This window comes from Paenibacillus sp. MAHUQ-63, assembly GCF_028765165.1.
GTDB lineage: Bacteria > Bacillota > Bacilli > Paenibacillales > NBRC-103111 > Paenibacillus_E.
This window is the reverse complement of the sequence record NZ_JARADB010000003.1, coordinates 1,126,042-1,143,722: the sequence shown is the minus strand read 5'-3', so window position 1 is coordinate 1,143,722 and position 17,681 is coordinate 1,126,042. Positions and strand designations below refer to the sequence as shown.

12 protein-coding genes are annotated in these 17,681 nt (G+C 46.8%); 11 read left to right on the top strand and 1 reads right to left on the bottom strand.

All coding sequences use genetic code 11. The annotated features are described in order from the left end of the window. Positions 1–19 precede the first annotated feature (19 nt). The 6 genes from PUT07_RS20915 to PUT07_RS20890 all read left to right on the top strand — a co-directional run bounded on the left by PUT07_RS20915 (position 20) and on the right by PUT07_RS20890 (position 7,045). On the top strand, positions 20–1,618 hold the full coding sequence (locus tag PUT07_RS20915; protein ID WP_274470351.1) for an extracellular solute-binding protein: 1,599 nt from the start codon (positions 20–22) through the stop codon (positions 1,616–1,618). A 332-nt stretch (positions 1,619–1,950) separates the two neighbouring features. Beyond that, positions 1,951–2,958 carry a LacI family DNA-binding transcriptional regulator gene (locus PUT07_RS20910; protein WP_274470350.1) on the top strand — a complete coding sequence of 336 codons (1,008 nt, stop codon included), beginning with the start codon at positions 1,951–1,953 and terminating at the stop codon, positions 2,956–2,958. A 157-nt stretch (positions 2,959–3,115) separates the two neighbouring features. Further along, complete coding sequence (locus tag PUT07_RS20905; protein WP_274470349.1) at positions 3,116–4,432, top strand: extracellular solute-binding protein; 1,317 nt, start codon at positions 3,116–3,118, stop codon at positions 4,430–4,432. 67 nt (positions 4,433–4,499) lie between these two features. Next, complete coding sequence (locus PUT07_RS20900) at positions 4,500–5,432, top strand: carbohydrate ABC transporter permease (protein WP_274470347.1); 933 nt, start codon at positions 4,500–4,502, stop codon at positions 5,430–5,432. Continuing rightward, the gene (locus PUT07_RS20895) at positions 5,433–6,251 is read left to right on the top strand and encodes a carbohydrate ABC transporter permease (RefSeq protein ID WP_274470346.1); all 819 of its coding nucleotides are present in this window, start codon (positions 5,433–5,435) and stop codon (positions 6,249–6,251) included. It begins immediately after the preceding gene. Positions 6,252–6,280: 29 nt separating this feature from the next. Continuing rightward, positions 6,281–7,045 (top strand): sugar phosphate isomerase/epimerase family protein, encoded by a 765-nt coding sequence (locus tag PUT07_RS20890; RefSeq protein ID WP_274470345.1) that lies wholly within the window; start codon positions 6,281–6,283, stop codon positions 7,043–7,045. Between the two features lie 127 nt (positions 7,046–7,172). Here the strand turns inward: PUT07_RS20890 and PUT07_RS20885 are convergent, their stop codons facing one another. Then, the gene (locus PUT07_RS20885) at positions 7,173–8,057 is read right to left on the bottom strand and encodes an SDR family oxidoreductase (RefSeq protein ID WP_274470344.1); all 885 of its coding nucleotides are present in this window, start codon (positions 8,055–8,057) and stop codon (positions 7,173–7,175) included. 104 nt (positions 8,058–8,161) lie between these two features. On the opposite strand from PUT07_RS20885, the gene PUT07_RS20880 reads away from it, so the two are divergent. The 5 genes from PUT07_RS20880 to PUT07_RS20860 all read left to right on the top strand — a co-directional run. After that, the gene (locus PUT07_RS20880; RefSeq protein WP_274470342.1) at positions 8,162–8,551 is read left to right on the top strand and encodes a MerR family transcriptional regulator; all 390 of its coding nucleotides are present in this window, start codon (positions 8,162–8,164) and stop codon (positions 8,549–8,551) included. Positions 8,552–9,074: 523 nt separating this feature from the next. Beyond that, on the top strand, positions 9,075–10,082 hold the full coding sequence (locus tag PUT07_RS20875) for a DUF3231 family protein (protein WP_274470340.1): 1,008 nt from the start codon (positions 9,075–9,077) through the stop codon (positions 10,080–10,082). 218 nt (positions 10,083–10,300) lie between these two features. Continuing rightward, positions 10,301–13,453, top strand: a complete 3,153-nt coding sequence (locus PUT07_RS20870) for an ATP-binding protein (protein ID WP_274470916.1) — start codon at positions 10,301–10,303, stop codon at positions 13,451–13,453. A gap of 3 nt (positions 13,454–13,456) precedes the next feature. Then, positions 13,457–14,560 (top strand): response regulator, encoded by a 1,104-nt coding sequence (locus tag PUT07_RS20865; protein ID WP_274470339.1) that lies wholly within the window; start codon positions 13,457–13,459, stop codon positions 14,558–14,560. Positions 14,561–14,684: 124 nt separating this feature from the next. Beyond that, the coding region (locus PUT07_RS20860) for an immunoglobulin domain-containing protein (protein WP_274470338.1) at positions 14,685–17,681 on the top strand (2,997 nt) is incomplete at its 3' end.

The following is a 17,681-nucleotide window of genomic DNA, read 5'->3' as shown; positions in this document are numbered from 1 at the left end:
GTAAAGGAGGTTCACAGAGATGAAACGAAAAAAAATGATCAAAGGCGTTTCTACTACAGTAGCGCTATCTGTACTGCTCACAGCTTGCCAAACCGGGGGCACACCCGAGCCGACGAAAGACGCAGTTGCTAAGGTTTCCGAGCCGGCGGCCGCCCAGAAAGACCCGAATGCGAAAATTGTAGACAAAAAGACAGAAATCAGCGTCTATATGAGACCTAGACCGGAATCAGTCGAGTCCAACGACCTCCCTTGGATGAAACCGATCGTGGAGAAGACCAACGTTTATTTCAAGTGGGTCAAGGCCCCGAACGAAACGAAGGATTACATCGAGAAGTTCAATTTGACACTCGCGGGAGGCAATCTTCCGGATTTGATGGAAGCTACCCCGGATTTGCTCAATAAGGGCGGTGAAAATGGCATCTTCGAGCCGCTCAATAAGCTGATTGATCAATATATGCCGAATTTTAAAAAGGTTATGGATGCAGATCCGAAAATTATGAAAGAGATCAAATCAGATGATGGAAATATTTATTTCTTTCCCCAAATCTCAGCGGTCAAGACGATTAATCTGAACATCTTCCGGCAGGACTGGCTAGATAAGCTGGGGCTTAAGGCGCCGACCACAACCGAAGAGATGTATCAGGTCCTGAAGGCTTTTAAAGAGAAGGATCCGAACGGTAATGGGAAGAACGATGAGATTCCGTTTACGACCCGCAACAAAACAAAAGGATTACTTCCGTTCTTTGAGCCGTTCGGGGTGTCGCTGGAGGAGGACTTCTACGCAGATAACGGCAAAGTGAAGTATACGTTCACGAATCCTCAGTTGAAGGAGGCTCTAACCTACGTCTCAAAGCTGTATAAGGAAGGGCTGATCGACAAGGAGTACGTCACCAATGACCAGAAGGTGTGGGAATCCCGCTTTACCAACCAGGTGTCGGGACTGACTTTCGATTCCTTCCCCCGAATTGAATATTTAGAGAAGCTAGTCGGAAAAGCGAATCCCAATACGGTGATGACCGGTACCATTCCGCTGAAGGGACCGTCCGGAGCGGAACCCTATACCAAGAGCCAGCAAACCTTGATTAAGAACGGCTTCGCGCTTAGCTCCAAATCAAAATATAAAGTAGAAATCGCTAAGATGCAGGACTGGTTCTATAGTCCGGAAGGCCAATTGGCAATGAACTTCGGCAAGCTCGGAGAAACATACACGATGGAGAACAACCAGCCCAAATATACGGATGCGATCATGAAGGACGCGAATAACTCCCCGTTAATCAAAATGTACGAGCTGGGCCACAGAGAGTTTGCTTATCAGTGGGATATCCGTTACGAGAACGCCATGGTGACTCCAAAGATCGAGAAAATCCGCGATTCGATTACACCGTTTATTAAGGACAAATTTCCAGTTTCCCTGTCGTTCAATCAGGAGGAACGTGATGTGCTGAACTCGAAGTACACGGAGATTACAACGTATAAGGATGAAATGATCAACAAATTTATTATGGGGACGGAGCCACTGGATAAGTTCGACGACTTCGTCGCACACATCAACTCAATGGGATTGGACAATGTGCTGAAAATACAGCAGGCAGCCTATGACCGTTACGCGAAAAGATAAGCGTTAAAAAACTGACTGTCCTACTGAAGAAAATCTTAGAGGAATCTTCCTCTAAGATTTTTTTTAGATCGTACATTCTCAGACATATATATGCTAACCTTAATCTACTGCCGCATGAGCTTGTTTCTGTGCCGGACGAGACGTTGCTGCAGCATTGAAGAGAAGCTGCAGAGTTACGGCATTTTTCTTCTTCGACCGCTTCCAATCGGCCGCTTTTTAGGAGGAAATTCGTGTTGACATGTTCCTATTTATGCTCTATTATCAATTTAAGAAAGCGCATACAATTAAATGTAATCCATTACATTTCCATCAAAGAAGAGGTGAATCCTTAAATGGAGAAGACTACGATGGATGATGTGGCTAAGAGAGCTAACGTATCCGTAGCAACCGTTTCAAGGGTTTACTCTAACCCCGATAAGGTATCCCCCAAGAACCGCCAGAAGGTATACGAGGCTATTAAGGAGCTGGACTACCAGCCGAATGTTTTGGCACGGAATCTAAGAAGACTGCAGACCAATACCTTTCTGGTGGTTGTTCCTAATATCGTGAATACTTTTTTTACATCCATACTTAAGACTATTCAAGCAACTGCGATTGAAAGCGGTTACCAAGTGCTGTTGGGAGACACGAACAGATCTCCGGATCTCGAAGAGAGTTACATCCGCCTGCTTAAGCAAAGGATGGTCGACGGAGTGATCCTGCTGTTTCCCCGAATGGAAACAGCAGCCTTAGAAGCTATAGCGGAAGAGTATCCGGTTGTTATAGTAGGACGCAAGGTGTCTAATCCTGATATTCCTTTTGTGACCAACGACAACGCTGTGAGCACCCGGGCGGCAACCGAGCATATCATTAAGCTGGGCCACCGCAGAATCGGCTATTTAGCCGGAACGCTTAATCTTGAAATAAGCTCCGAGCGGTTAAAGGGCTTCCGACAGGCTATGGAGCAGAACGGTTTGGAGACGGATGAAGCTTTAATCCGTGAAGGAGATTTTTATCTGGATGCAGGGTACTCATTAGCTCTAGAGATGCTGTCTTCGCCCAACCGTCCTACAGCGGTTATCGCAGCCAGCGACGAGATGGCTATTGGCGCCATGAGGGCTGCTAAAGAATTAGGCATTTCAGTACCTTCACAGCTGGCAGTTATGGGGTTTGATGATATTAGGATGGCTTCTATATGCGAGCCGCCTTTATCAACGATTGCCCAACCAAAAGAAGAGTTCGGAAAAATATCTACGCAGCTGTTAATAGCATTACTGCAAGGGAGGCTGCAGTCGAAAAGTCATATTTTTATCAGTGATGAGTTAATTATTCGACAATCCTGCGGCGCTGAGCTAAGGTAATCAAACTTTTAGCTAAATGTAATCGATTACATTTCTTTTTGTAATCGATTACAAAATTTTTGTATTGAGAGGGGGGATGGCTCGCCGGCTACTTTTGTTAAAACGTTGTTTTATAATATCAAACTAATTTAAAACATTATCAGGAGGGTTGTCACACATGAAAAAGACAGTAGCATTGTTGAGCGTCCTATCCCTTTTAACTTTAGCGGCATGCAGTAACGCACCGGCTCCGGCGGCTTCCGGTACAAAACCGGCCGATCCGAAGCCAGCGGACACAAAGACGGCGAGCGGAGAAAAGAAAACTCTTGAGTTCTGGTATATCGATCCGGGTGACAAAGAAAAAGTATATCTGGAAGCGGTAGAGCGTTTCAAAAAGAAGCATCCGGATGTTGAAGTGAAGACGCTGCAAACGCCAAATGATACCTATAAACAAAAATTCGCTGTAGCCATGTCCGGTGGCACGCCTCCTGATGTGTTCCATTCTTGGGGCGGTGGCTGGCTGAAGGAATTTGTGAACCAAGGGAATGTTCTTGATATTTCCGGCAAATTTGACGCTAACACCTTCAGCAAGCAAGCTCTCGATAATGCAACGTTTGACAGCAAGGTTTACGGGCTGCCCTTGGGACTTTCCATTGCGCAAATCTTCTACAATAAAGACATCTTTGCCAAGTATAATTTGAAGCCTCCTGTTACATGGGAAGAGTTCATGACCGTTATTGATACGCTGAAGGCAAATAAAGTGATCCCGTTAGCATTAGCTAACCAACCGAAGTGGCCTGGAGCTTATTATTTGATGTATCTTGCCGATCGCGAAGCAGGCTCTGATTTGTTTAACGGTGCTTTGGCCCGGACCGGAAAAGGCTTTGATGACCCCGGCTATGTTAAAGCAGGCCAATATATTCAAGAACTGGTGAAGAAGGAAGCCTTCAACAAAGGCTTTAACGGGCTTCCATATGACGCCGGCCAATCCCGTCAAATTCTTTATACCGAGCAGGCTGCTATGATGCTAATGTCCAACTCCCTGGTGAACAATGTACGTACAGAAGCACCTGCTTTCGAGAAAAAGCTGGACTTCTTTAACTTCCCGGCTCTGCCGGGCGGAAAAGGCGACCAATCCAGTCTACAAGGCTCCACAGCGCCTGTATGGTCAGTTGCTAAGAAATCGAAAAATCCTGAATTGGCCATCGAATTGATCAAGGAATTGGCCAGCGTAGAAACAGCACAAGCTTATTCCGACCGTACGGGCTCTGTTGTTGCTGTGAAAGGCGTTGAATACAAGGATCCGTACGCAAAGAGATTAGCTGATATGGTCAATGTAGCCAAAACGATCTTCTGGCCGTATGACCAAACGCTTCCGGCTGACCTTGCCGAATTGCATAAAGACACAACACAAGCCTTGTTCGGGTTGTCGACGACTCCAGAGGCAGCCGCTAAACAAATGGAAGAAAAAGCGAAGCAAGTATTGAAAAAATAATAGCAGGGAGGGGAGGTGACGAATCTCCCTCCCCTTATTCTCATCAACTATGAAAGGCGTGGGATCCTTGCAGAAAATTAGTGAAGCTAATCCAATAACTGCTCCGGTAATAAAAGGAAAAACCAAGCATTTTGAAAAACTGATTACGATCTGGTTGTTTCTGACGCCTGCGCTGCTTATTTATGCCGTCTACATTTTATATCCCATCGTGGGAACGCTCAACTACAGTCTTTACGACTGGAAGGGCGGAGCGGAAAAAACATTTATCGGACTTGATAATTACTTCAGACTTTTAGCGGATTCTGTATTTTGGCATTCTCTGTGGAACAACATTAAAGTCATATTGGCTTCCGTATTCTTGCAAATTCCATTGGGCTTGATCATGGCGTTAATGCTGTTTGCCCCTATAAAAGGAAGACGGTTTTTTCAAACGATCTATTTTATGCCCTTTTTGATGTCGACTGTTGCGATTGGCTTGCTGTGGGTGTTCATGTTTGATCCCCTAAACGGTGCAGTCAACCGATTAATTAGCTTGTTCGGGTTTGAGTATGTAGCTTGGTTAAGCGAGGAAAAAACCGCAATGACCGCAATCCTTATCGTTACCGTATGGCAATACGCGCCTTTTTACATGATTTTGTTCAAAGCAGCTATTGTCGGGATTCCGGAGGATTTGTACGAGGCGGCAAGCATTGACGGCGCTAACGCCGTTAAACGGTTTATGCATATCACCTTTCCGCTGCTTGTCCCGACGATCGTCACTTCATCTACCTTGGCGATTGTAGGCTCCCTGAAATCATTTGATATCTTCTACATCATGACGGGTGGCGGCCCTAATAACAGTACAGAGCTGCTCGGTACCTACATGTATAAGCAAGCGTTCATTCACTTTAATATGGGCTACGGCAGCTCGATTGCCTTTATGATGTTTTTGCTGGCCTTTATAGCCGCCGGAATTATTCAAGCCTTGGAAGCAAGCCGGAAGAAGAGGGGGATGTTCTAGATGGTATCAACAATAAAGGCAATCCCTTTGTATGTCATAGCACTTCTTCTGCTGGTATTTACAGGGTACCCGTTTTTATACATGGTGCTGACTTCATTTAAGACGCAAGAAGAGTTTTTTATGAATCCTTTTTCCTTATTCACATCGGTGCAGTTTGGAAACTACATACTGGCTTTTCAAAAAGGACTCGGCAGCTACCTGTTCAACAGTATCGTGGTAACTGTGGTATCGGTTGTGCTGATTGTGCTCATTTCTGCGTTGGCCAGCTATCCGCTCAGCCGCTTGAAATTTCGGGGTAATAAACTATTGTTCCTGTTATTTATATCCGGAATGATGCTGCCGATCCACTCTACCTTGATTCCGATTTTTATATTGACCAAAAACATGGGCTTGGGCGACTCCATTCCTGCCCTGTTTGGCCCATACGTTGCCTTTAGCCTGCCGATTTCGATCTTTATTCTGTCACAGTTTATGGCCGAATTGCCGCGCGAGGTGGAAGAAGCGGCGGAGATCGACGGCTGCAGTCACCAGCGTATTTTTTGGAATGTGGTACTACCGATGCTGACACCTGCATTAGCTACCATCGTCATCTATAATTTTATTCATATTTGGACGGAATTTATCTTTGCGCTGGTCTTGATTACGAGTCCGGAAAATATGACGCTGCCGCTCGGTATGCAAAAGTTCTACGGTGAATTCACCGTAAACGTTCCGGCGTTGATGGCCGGCTTGACATTAGCAAGCTTACCGCTGCTTCTGATTTATTTTATGGCCCAGGAGAAAATCGTTACAGGCTTGGCCGGCGGAGCAGTGAAATAAGGCTCTGGATACAGAGAGGAGAGATTGCTTTGAAGAGAATGGGCTTAGGCTTACAAATGTATACGCTTCGCGACGAAACGGCCAAGGATTTTAAGGGCGTGCTCCGCAAAGTAGCTGCTATGGGATATGAGGGAGTAGAATTTGCAGGTTATTTCAATGTGCCGGCAGAAGAGATGAAGGGTCTTCTGGATGAACTGAATTTGAAGCCGATTGGAAGCCATGTACGCTATCATCTGCTTCAAGACAACCTCGAAAATGAGCTGGCTTACTTAAAAACGATCGGCGGACAATATATCATCTGCCCAAGTATTGCGCCGGAGGATAGAAAAGATTGGCAGCGGCATTTTGAATTCTTCAAAAGCGTTGCCGAGCAAGCGCGAAAACAAGGTCTGCAATTTGCCTATCATAATCATGCATTTGAATTCGAGAACAAAATTGGGGAGCAATTTGTATTTGATGCTTTGTACGATACACTTCCCCCATCCGAAGCAAAAGTGGAAATGGACCTCGGTTGGGTGCAGTTCATCGGCCAAGACCCTCTGGCATACATCGCCAAATATTCGGGCCGTCTTCCTTTGTTACATTTAAAGGATTTCCGACATGCCCCGGACGGCACAATTGATACGTTGGAATTAGGAAGAGGCATTATCCGCTTGCCGGATGTTATAGAAGCCGCTTCCGAGGCGGATGTCGATTGGCTGATCGTCGAGCAGGATAAATGTGAAAATCCTTCGCTGGAAGCAGTTGCAGAAAGCATGAATTGGTTGAAGGAAAATTATCTATCGCGAGTGTAGCCTTGCATGGAAATAGTGGGTATCGTCAGAGGACTAAATATCAATTTGAAAATTATACTTGAATACGGTTAAGACGATCCCCCGGCAATTACCAGGGAATCGTCCTGTGTCACATTTTTATGGCGGTTCAGCTGTTGAAGTAGTGCCCCTGTTCGAGATCCTGGATCAGTGCGGGATGCACTGGCCGCCATCCCAAACGTTCCTGAGTCAGTGCGCTCGAAGTCGGGTTGTCGGCTGGCGCGGCGAAGGAAAGCCAGCCGAAGTGGGCGTCCGCTTCTTCGCGGGGAATGCTGACCACCGGCAGGTTCAGGTGGCGACCAATGACGCCGGCGATATCAAGGAAGGGCACACCCTCATCGCCGACGCCGTGCAGCCGCGAGCCTGCCGGTGCGGCTTCCACCGCCAACCGGAACAGGCGCGCCGCATCAAGGCGATGCACGGCCGGCCAGCGGTTGGACCCGTCGCCGATGTAGGCAGAGACACCTTTGGCGCGGGCAATGTCAATAAGGGCCGGGACGAAGCCATGATCGCCCGGGCCGTGCACGGACGGCGCAAGACGGACGATCGATGATCGCACCCCACGACTTGCCAGCGCCATCGTCGCCTTCTCGGAGTGCCGTGGTGTAGTCGGGATCGGCGCGTCTTCTTCTGTCCCAAGACGTCCCGGCGTGAGCATGAGCGTCCCCGAGGTGACTACGAATGGTTTGTCAGAGCCCTCAAGCGCTGCTCCTATCGCCTCGATCGCCAGCCTATCGGTCTCTGCAGCGGCTGCATAGTCCGCGAAGTCGTGAATGAAGGCCAGGTGAATAACGCCGTCCGCCGCAGCGGCGCCGTCGCGCAGGCTGTCGAGGTCGTCGAGAGCACCACGGTATACCTCCGCTCCGGCGGCCGTCAGCGACACAGCTGCCTTGTCTGAGCGGGCAAGGCCGACAACTTGATGTCCAGCATCGATCAGTTCGCGGACGACCGCAGATCCGATGAATCCGGTTGCTCCGGTGACAAAAATACGCATAATGAATTCCTCCTAAAATGAAAAATTATTGCTTACATGTGCAATGATAAAGTATAGAGTGCACTCGATAGCAATACAGTCAAATCACTGCTATAATAAAAAATATGGAAAACAAATTTTCGAGCAAACAAGTTTCTGAAGAGACGGGATTAAGCATCCACACATTGCGATACTATGAGCAAATGGGGCTAATTGACGGTATAGAACGGGACGAAAATGGATATCGTCAATATTCAGAATCCGATATCGCATGGTTTCAAGTTTTAAGTTACTTTCGAACGATGGGGATGCCCATTCGGGAGATGCAGCAGTTTATCGACTTGCAAAATAGTGAAGTCTCTCAAATAACAGCACGACGAGAATTTATGGAAGCTTATCGCCGGAAAGTTATCGATCAAATGAAGGAACTGGAAGAGTCGCTGAAGAAAATCGATCTTAAAATCAGTTTTTTCAAAAACCTAGAGGACTTAGATAAACTGCAAGAGGACGGATAATAAAACAGCCATCCTAACGTGTTAAGATCTCCGTTGAGCATTAACAAAGATCTCAAACCATATAGCTACTATGGGGGAACTTTCTAATGTCTGTAAGTTCCTGTTACAAGGCAATTTTGTTTACTTCTTATCGATTTAATCTGTTCGTTTCACTCTCGAGAAAGTAATTGTATAGTGCTGGTATGTCGACTTCTTGCTGAAATAGGAATTTATGCGGAGGATGCGGCTAATATTTAAATTAAGCATGGATGGCTGGAACGGCCACCTCATGTTGTTAATCGTATTGAGCAAATTGACAGAATTGAATATGACGACGAGAAACTAATGAAGAAAGATAAGTAGGCGATGGATAATAACCATCGCTTGTTGTCGTTGTACGGTTAAATGACCTTGTTGAGTTCTAACCTAACTTAAAAAACAAACGGATGAATTTTCTTCTTGTTAATGTGAAACCATAATTATACAGTTCTTAATGCGCTGGAGGATCTGCGGAAAATTTCAGAAAAGGGCGAGGAGAGGGAAAATGAACGTGACACATGAAGTCGGATTATCATCCACTGAAATCGCTTGGTTATGGTCGGTTTATATCAATGAGAGCATGTCTATTTGTTTAATCAAACATCTGCAAAAGTACAATGGACATAAAGACGTTGAAGTCCTGCTGCAAAGAACAATGGATTTATCCGAAAAGCACATGGAGGAAATCAAGAATATTTTTTCAAAAGAAAACTTCCCTATTCCGAGGGGGTTTTCGGAAAATGATGTGGACCTTACGGCTCCAGCGTTGTTTTTTGATTTATTTTCCGTAAGCTATGTGTATGGCATGAGTCGAGTAGGTTTGGTGACCTATGGAAAGATCGTTTCTAACGTGGCTCGTGAAGATGTTCGATTATTTTTTACGAAGTGTCTTCAATCGACGCTTGAATTATACAATATTTCAATCGAACTAATGCTCCATAAAGGAATATACGATCGACCGCCGATGATTCCTTATCCGGATCATATCGAGTTTATTAGGAACAAGGAAACCTTTATTTCGAAGTGGTTGGAGAAACAACGTCCCCTTAATGTAATTGAAATTTCGGAGATGTTTTTTAATATTGAGCGAAACTACTTCGGATTGCTTCTATTGACCGGATTAATTCAGGTTGCCAAAGATGAAAAGGTTAAGCAACATCTGGTTAAGGGGAAGCAGTTGGCTCAAAAACAGATTGAGTTTTTGAATAAGACCTTTATTAATGATGATCTTCTTGGGACTATAATGGTTAATTCCGAAGTAACTACATCTACAGTTTCGCCGTTTTCCGATAGGTTGATTATGTTTTTGATTACAACGCTTAACACACAAGGGGCAGCTTATATTGGACATGCATTATCGACGTCTTCCAGAGTTGATCTAGTCTCAGAGTATTCCAAATTAATCCCGGAAATTATGAAGTATGGAAAAGAAGGAATGGATATCATGATTGAGTACGAATGGCTGGAAGAGCCTCCGCACGCGCCTGATCGAAGAGGACTCGCGCGGATTTAATGTAGCATCCTTAAAAATCTTTAGCATCACACGGCGTCGAATTATGGATTTACCAAGCTACGGTTCGCTTACATAGTGTTAATCCACAAAATGAAAAAGAGCTCTGCTACACAAGTAGCAGGCTCTTTTTTGTATGCGCGCCCGGCATGGGCGTTTAAGACTTAATTGAAAGTTTTTCCCAATTTTCTCGCAGAGCATTTAGAGGGATTTTGAAAAAAATGTCGAATACCTGTTTCATCATTTTTAAAGGGGGGATGCCTGTGCTTAAAAGGACCTTGATCGTCTGTCTTATTGGCTTGATTTCTTTTTCGCTAATTCCGCTATCCATCGTCATGGATAAAGAAAAACAGCAGAAAGGTTTAATGGTTCGGGATGGAGTAATGGACCTCTCTGCGTGGAATTATGAACAGAATAAGCGAATCAAGCTGGATGGTGAATGGGAATTTTATTGGAATCGATTGTTAACCTCTGACGATTTCAACCAAGCAGGAACACACAAGCCCTCTACGACGGATTTTATCAAGGTGCCCTCTCAGTGGAATGGCAAAATAGTCAATGGCCAGCCCTTGCCCGCTTTTGGTTTTGCCACTTACCGAATGGTGCTGAAAAACGTGCCTTTCAACGGAACATTTGCTTTGAAAAAGTCGAACATACGTTTTTCAAGCGCGGTTTATGCAAACGGGCACATGCTCTTCGCGGATGGAAAACCGTCGCAGGAAGCAGCGGGTTACCGACCGGGGAATATTCCGCAAATCGGCTTTTTTTCTTCCGATAAGGGAGACGTTGAAATTATCGTCCAGGTTGCCAATTATGATTATGTAAATGGAGGCATTCCGGTATCCATCTATTTTGGTGAACAAGCCGCGATGAATGAGCTTCAGCAGAAGAGCGCGGCGCATCAATTCAGTACCTTCGCTATTCTCCTCACGCTTGCGTTTATTTTCTTCATCTGCTTTGTAACGGCAGCGTTATATCGCAAAAAAGACTATACATTGCTGGTTTTTGCTGTAATTTGTTTGCTTTACGCAATTTATAACGGCTTGCTCGGAGAACGACCTCTCATAGTATATTTGCCTGGAATTTCATTCGAAGTTTTATTTAAGATGAAGGACATCTGTTCATTTGCTTGCATGATTATGTTAGCTATCTTTTTCTATCAACTGCAAAAAAGCATTATTTCGCTAAAGTTTACTCAAGCCGTAACCATCGTATTAAGCTGCTATCTGGTTATGATAGCGTTCCTTCCTATTCGCGCTTATATGGTCATCCAACCGTATATGATCGCTTTGTATGAGTTGATGATTATTTGGCTGCTTTTGAGAATTGCCTTACTACATATCAAGAGTGCCGAAACCGATCGCTTTAAATCTTTTCTGCTGTTCATGGCGATTCTCGCGATTAATTTGTATTCCATAGACATTATCCTGTTTGCCTTTTCTTTTAAAGAAAATCTATGGCTAGGGCAATTTTATATCGTTGTGTTCAACATCATTCTGATCTTTATGATTGCTCTCCGTTTTTTTGAGGCCTATCATACGATAGATGAAATGAAAAATCAGCTTCTCCAATTAGACAAAATTAAGGATGATTTTCTGTCCAATACTTCCCATGAGCTGAAGACGCCATTAAATGCCATAGTGAGCATTACTGATACCCTTATTAAGGGAGTTGAGGGGCCGGTTAACGAAAAACAAGCGCATAATCTCACCATTGTGATGGAAAGCGGAAGAAGATTATCCTATCTTGTAAACGAGCTCCTCGATTATTCAAAAATGAAACATGGAGATATTTCGTTATATAAAAGCGGCATAGATCTGAAAGCTGTCGTCGATTCGGTCATCGGGATTCACTTGTTTCTGCTGGGAGGAAAGCAGATAACGCTTGCCAACCGGATCTCAGAGAATATTCCTGAGGTATATGCGGATGGCAACCGTCTGATCCAAATTATGCACAATCTGATTGGCAATGCGATCAAATTCACCGAGCAAGGCGTGGTAGACGTAAGTGCCAAAGTTATCCGTGATAGGGTTGAGGTTCGTGTAAAAGATACGGGTATCGGGATTACAGAGCCTATGCAGGATCGTATTTTTAAGGCTTTTGAACAGGCGGATGCTTCCGAAACGAAAAATTATGGCGGAACCGGTCTTGGATTAAGCATAACGAAGAAGCTGGTGGAGCTTCACGACGGAGAAATTCATGTGGAATCCAATCCCGGGCAAGGATCGGTTTTTATTTTTACGCTTCCGATATCGGGCACGGTTTCGAGAAAAATGAAGGGACAAGCGGATGAGAAGGAACCGCTGCAAAAGGATGTGAGCATCGCTTATTCGGAGTATCCCCTATATGTCGAAGGGGAAAAAGACGAATCTATTCTGGTGGTGGATGATGAATTCGGCAATCTTCAATCCATGATCAATTTGCTGAAGCTGGAGGGGTATTCCACCCTTGCTGTGAATCGAGGGCAAATGGCGCTGGATGAACTTTCAAAAAAACGGGAATTTTTTCTGGTTATACTGGATATCATGATGCCTGACATGTCCGGCTACGGGGTGCTGAAAGCGATTCGAGAGAGGTTCTCTTCCTCTGAACTGCCGGTACTGATGCTGACGGCTAAAGATAGGGTTGACGATATGATCTTGTCGCTGGAAAATGGTGCAAACGATTTTGTTGGGAAACCGTTTGAAGCGGAGGAGTTAATGGCGCGACTCCGAAGTCTCATCCGACTGAAAGCTTCCGTGAAAAACGCAAAGGACGCTGAAATTGCATTTTTGCGTTCCCAGATCAAACCTCATTTCCTGTACAACGCCCTAAATTCAATTGCCGCACTTTGCCCGGATGAGCCTCTGAAGGCGGAGGAGCTGACGCTGCAGCTTTCGCAGTATTTGAGAGGCAGCTTTGATTTCAAGCAACTGGATTCGCTTACGACCATAGAAAATGAATTGAATCTGGTACAAGCATATATCAACATTGAGAAGGCGCGGTTTGGCGACAGGTTGAATGTGGAATATGATGTGGATGTGAATCGGAATATTCTGATTCCCCCGCTGATTTTGCAGCCGTTGGTGGAAAATGCCATTAGACATGGCCTGATGTCCATTCTAAGGGGAGGAAACGTACAAATATCCGTGAAAAAGGAAGCGGACACCGTGATCAGCTTTGCCGTAGAGGACAATGGATGCGGTATGACAGAAAAAAAACGGCAGGAAATACTGGAATCGGATGATCAAAAGGAAGGCGTAGGGCTGTGGAACATTAGTCGGCGCCTGAAGCTTCTTTACGGAAAGAGCCTCCGTATAGAAAGCACGGAAGGAATGGGCACGAAGGTATCCTTTGAGATTCCTGCTAAGCCGATTAAGCAGATTGGAGGCTAAAGCATGCTGCGAGCCATTATCGTGGATGATGAAGAATTATCGGTGAAACGAATGAAGAAGATACTATCCGAGAACGGAGACATCGAAATATGCCAGACGTTTCTAAACCCGTTGGAAGCTTATGAATTTGTGAAGGCGAATACGATACATATCGCATTTCTAGATATTTCCATGCCGGAAATTAACGGTATGAAGCTTTCCAGTCTGCTGCTTCAGCTCGATGAATCTATAGACGTGGTTTTCGTAACCGGTTATGACAATTATGCAGTTCAAGCGTTCGATATGAGCGCGCTGGATTATCTGCTGAAGCCTGTAACCACCGAGCGTTTGTCAAAAACGTTGGACAAAATCAGAAAAAAACATCGGGGTGCGGCTTCCGGATCTTCCATAGAGGTTCTTCTGTTCAATGGATTGAAGATATACCGGCGGGATCAGAATAAAGAGCCATTAAAGCTGAGGAGTCCTAAAACGGAAGAACTGTTTACTTTTCTTGTTTGCAAGGGAACAGTCAGTCGGGAAGAAATTATCGATACGTTATGGAGTGACTTGGAACCTGAAAAAGCATGGAAAAATTTGAATTCGACCCTGTACTATATTCGAAAAGCGATCAGCGAGAACAAGATGGGGAATTTTATTATAGCAGGCAAAAACGAAATCCGGATTGAAGAGAGCGGCATTTATTGCGATTTGTATGAATTCGAACGGTTGCTGCGGCAAATCAGAGTGTCCTCTGAAAACAGCGCAGATCTGCTTGAACAAGCGGAAACGCTATATACGGGGCCGTTTTTGAAAGGAAAGGCATACGAATGGGCGAGCGAAAAGACCCGCCGGCTTGAACAAAATTATATCGAATTGCTGGAGGCCGCCGCAAGATTCCATATGAAGCGAAACGAGCCGCAAAGATCGTTGCATTACTTTTGCGAAATTTTGAAATTAGATTTGATTAGAGAGGATATCAATCATGAGGTAATCCGTTTGTACGCAGCGATGGGGAGGAAGAATGAGGCGTTTCGACAATATCGCAAGCTGGAGGAGATGCTGCTGCAAGAGCTTGGAACGAAGCCTGATCCCCGAATCCGGGATTTTATCGTTAGTTTGACGCAATAGAAACAAGCAGAATGAAGAGCCTTCGGAATTGATCGGGATTCCAAGGCTCTTTGTTGTTTATTCTTTGTTTATTGTGATTTTGTATAATAAACCTGATTTTTGTCGAAAAGGGGGAACGATAGCTGTGAATCATCAAAGAAAAGCCAAACAATGGTTGTGGAAGCTGTACATATTGAGCGTGGCGCTGTTTATTGCATGTACATGTATGTTAGAAATCCCGGTATATGCAGCGGAGACATGGAGTCAATTTGTCCGGACTGGGCCGGTCATCAGTTCAAACCCGGGAGGTTTTACCATTCCAAAAGGAGTGACGGTAGACAGCAGCGGAAATGTGTATGTGGCCGATTCTGGCAACCATCGCATACAGAAGCTGACCCTATCGACGAATACATGGAGCGAGTGGAAAAAGGTCGGCGGCGGCGCTGGGACCGGTTTGGGTGAGTTTAGTGGTCCAAGTGCAGTGGCGGTAGATAGCAGCGGGAATGTGTACGTAGCCGATTCTGGCAACCATCGCATACAGAAGCTGACCCTATCGACGAATACATGGAGCGAATGGAAAAAGGTCGGCGGCGGCAGCGGACTCGGTTTGGGCGAGTTTAACAATCCAAGAGGAGTGGCGGTAGACAGCAGCGGGAATGTGTACGTGGCCGATAGTAGCAACCATCGCATACAGAAGCTGACCCTATCGACGAATACATGGAGCGTGTGGAAAAAGCCCAGCGCCGGCGCAGTCGCAGGAAGCGGCTTGGGCGAGTTTAATTTTCCTAATGGAGTGGCGGTAGACAGCAGCGGGAACGTGTATGTGGGTGATACTTTCAACAATCGTATACAGAAGCTGACCAAATCCACGAATACATGGAGCGAGTGGAAAAGTAGCGGCGGCGGCGCAGGAACCGGCTTGGGCGAGTTTAATACTCCAAGAGGAGTGGCGGTAGACAACAGCGGGAATATCTTTGTGGCCGATTCTGGCAACCATCGCATCCAGAAGCTGACCGCAGCCAACGATACATGGAGCGAGTGGGTGAAGAGCGGCGGCGGAACAGGAAGCGACTTGGGCGAGTTTACTAATCCAAATGGAGTGGCGGTAGACAGTAGTGGGAACGTATATGTAGCCGATGACATTAATCGCATACAGAAGCTGAACGCAGCCAACCATACATGGATTCAGTGGTCTGTATTAGGGCCTGTTAACGGGATTAGTCCGGGCGAGTTTGCTCTTCCAAGAGGAGTGGCGGTAGACAGCAGCGGGAATGTGTACGTGGCCGATACCTCCAACCATCGCATCCAGAAGCTGACCTTATCGACGAATACATGGAGCGAGTGGAAAAAGGTCGGCGGCGGCGCAGGAAGCGGATTGGGCGAGTTTAGTAATCCTTATGGAGTGGCGGTAGACAGCAGCGGGAACGTGTATGTGGCCGATTCCGGCAACCATCGCATCCAGAAGCTGACCCAATCCACGAATACATGGAGCGAGTGGGGGAAGAGCGGCGGCTTAGGAACCAGCTTGGGCGAGTTTAACACTCCAATGGGAGTGGCGGTAGACAGCAGCGGGAACGTGTATGTGGGTGATCGTAACAACCATCGCATCCAGAAGCTGACCCTATCGACGAATACATGGAGCGAGTGGAAGAAGGTCGGCGGCGGCGCAGGAAGCGGATTGGGTGAGTTTACTGGTCCAAGTGCAGTGGCGGTAGACAGCAGCGGGAATGTGTACGTGGCCGATACTTCCAACCATCGCATCCAGAAGCTGACCCTATCGACGAATACATGGAGCGAGTGGAAAAAGATCGGCGGCGGCACTGGAACCAGCTTGGGCGAGTTTAATAGTCCTTATGGAGTGGCGGTAGACAGCAGCGGGAATGTGTATGTGGCCGATAGTTCCAACCATCGCATCCAGAAGCTGACCCTATCGACGAATACATGGGGAGAGTGGAAAAAGGTCGGCGGCGGCACTGGAACCAACTTGGGCGAGTTTAGTGGTCCCTATGGAGTGGCGGTAGACAGCAGTGGGAATGTATATGTGGCCGATACTTCCAACCATCGCATACAGAAGCTGGATATACCTGCATCCGCGATCACTGACTTTGCAAGCACAGCGAAGACGAGCACAACGGCATCGTTCAGTTGGACAGCAGCCAGCGGAGCGACGGGGATCATCATCGAGCAGTCGCCAGCCGGAGCGAATACATGGACAACGGCCACGATCGGCGCGATTGCAACCAGTTCGACGACCGCGACGGTAACGGGGCTCAGCGCGGCCACCGCATATGATTTCCGGTTAGTGGTCACCGGCGGGGCGAACGCAGGCAACTCGAACACGGTGAGCGTCATGACCGATTATGCACCAACGTACACGATAGCAGAGATAGCCGATCAAACGGCAACGGCACTGACGGCAGGTTACAGTTCGGGCGCTCAGGACACGAAAACGATCACGATTACGACAACCGGCACCGGGGATTTGACGAACGTAGCCACAGCGTTAAGCGGAACCAATGCGACCGACTTTGTAATTACGCAGCCGGGAGCGACGACTCTGAACAGCGGAACGACGTCGACGACGTTTACGGTGAAAGCAAAGGACGGCCTGGCAGCAGGCACGTACACCGCAACGGTGACGATATATGCGGACAACATGACGAACGTAACATTTACGGTTACACAGACTGTGAATCCGGCGCCCGTGGCACCGTCGATCACAAGTCAGCCGGTCAACAAGACAGTGACAGAGGGGCAGACTGCAACGTTCAGTGTAACCGCCAGCGGCGACGCGCCGCTTAGCTACCAGTGGAAGAAAGACGGCAATGCGCTGACAGACGGCGGAAACATCAGCGGAGCCACGGCGGCGAGCCTAAGCATCACAAACGCGCAATCGGGCGATGCGGGCAGCTATACCGTCGCGGTCACCAATGCAGCGGGGAATGCGACAAGCAACGCGGCAACTCTGACGGTGAATCCGGCGCCCGTGGCACCGTCGATCACAAGTCAGTCAGGGAACAAGACAGTGACAGAGGGGCAGACTGCAACGTTCAGTGTAACCGCCAGCGGCGACGCGCCGCTTAGCTACCAGTGGAAGAAAGACGGCAATGCGCTGACAGACGGCGGAAACATCAGCGGAGCC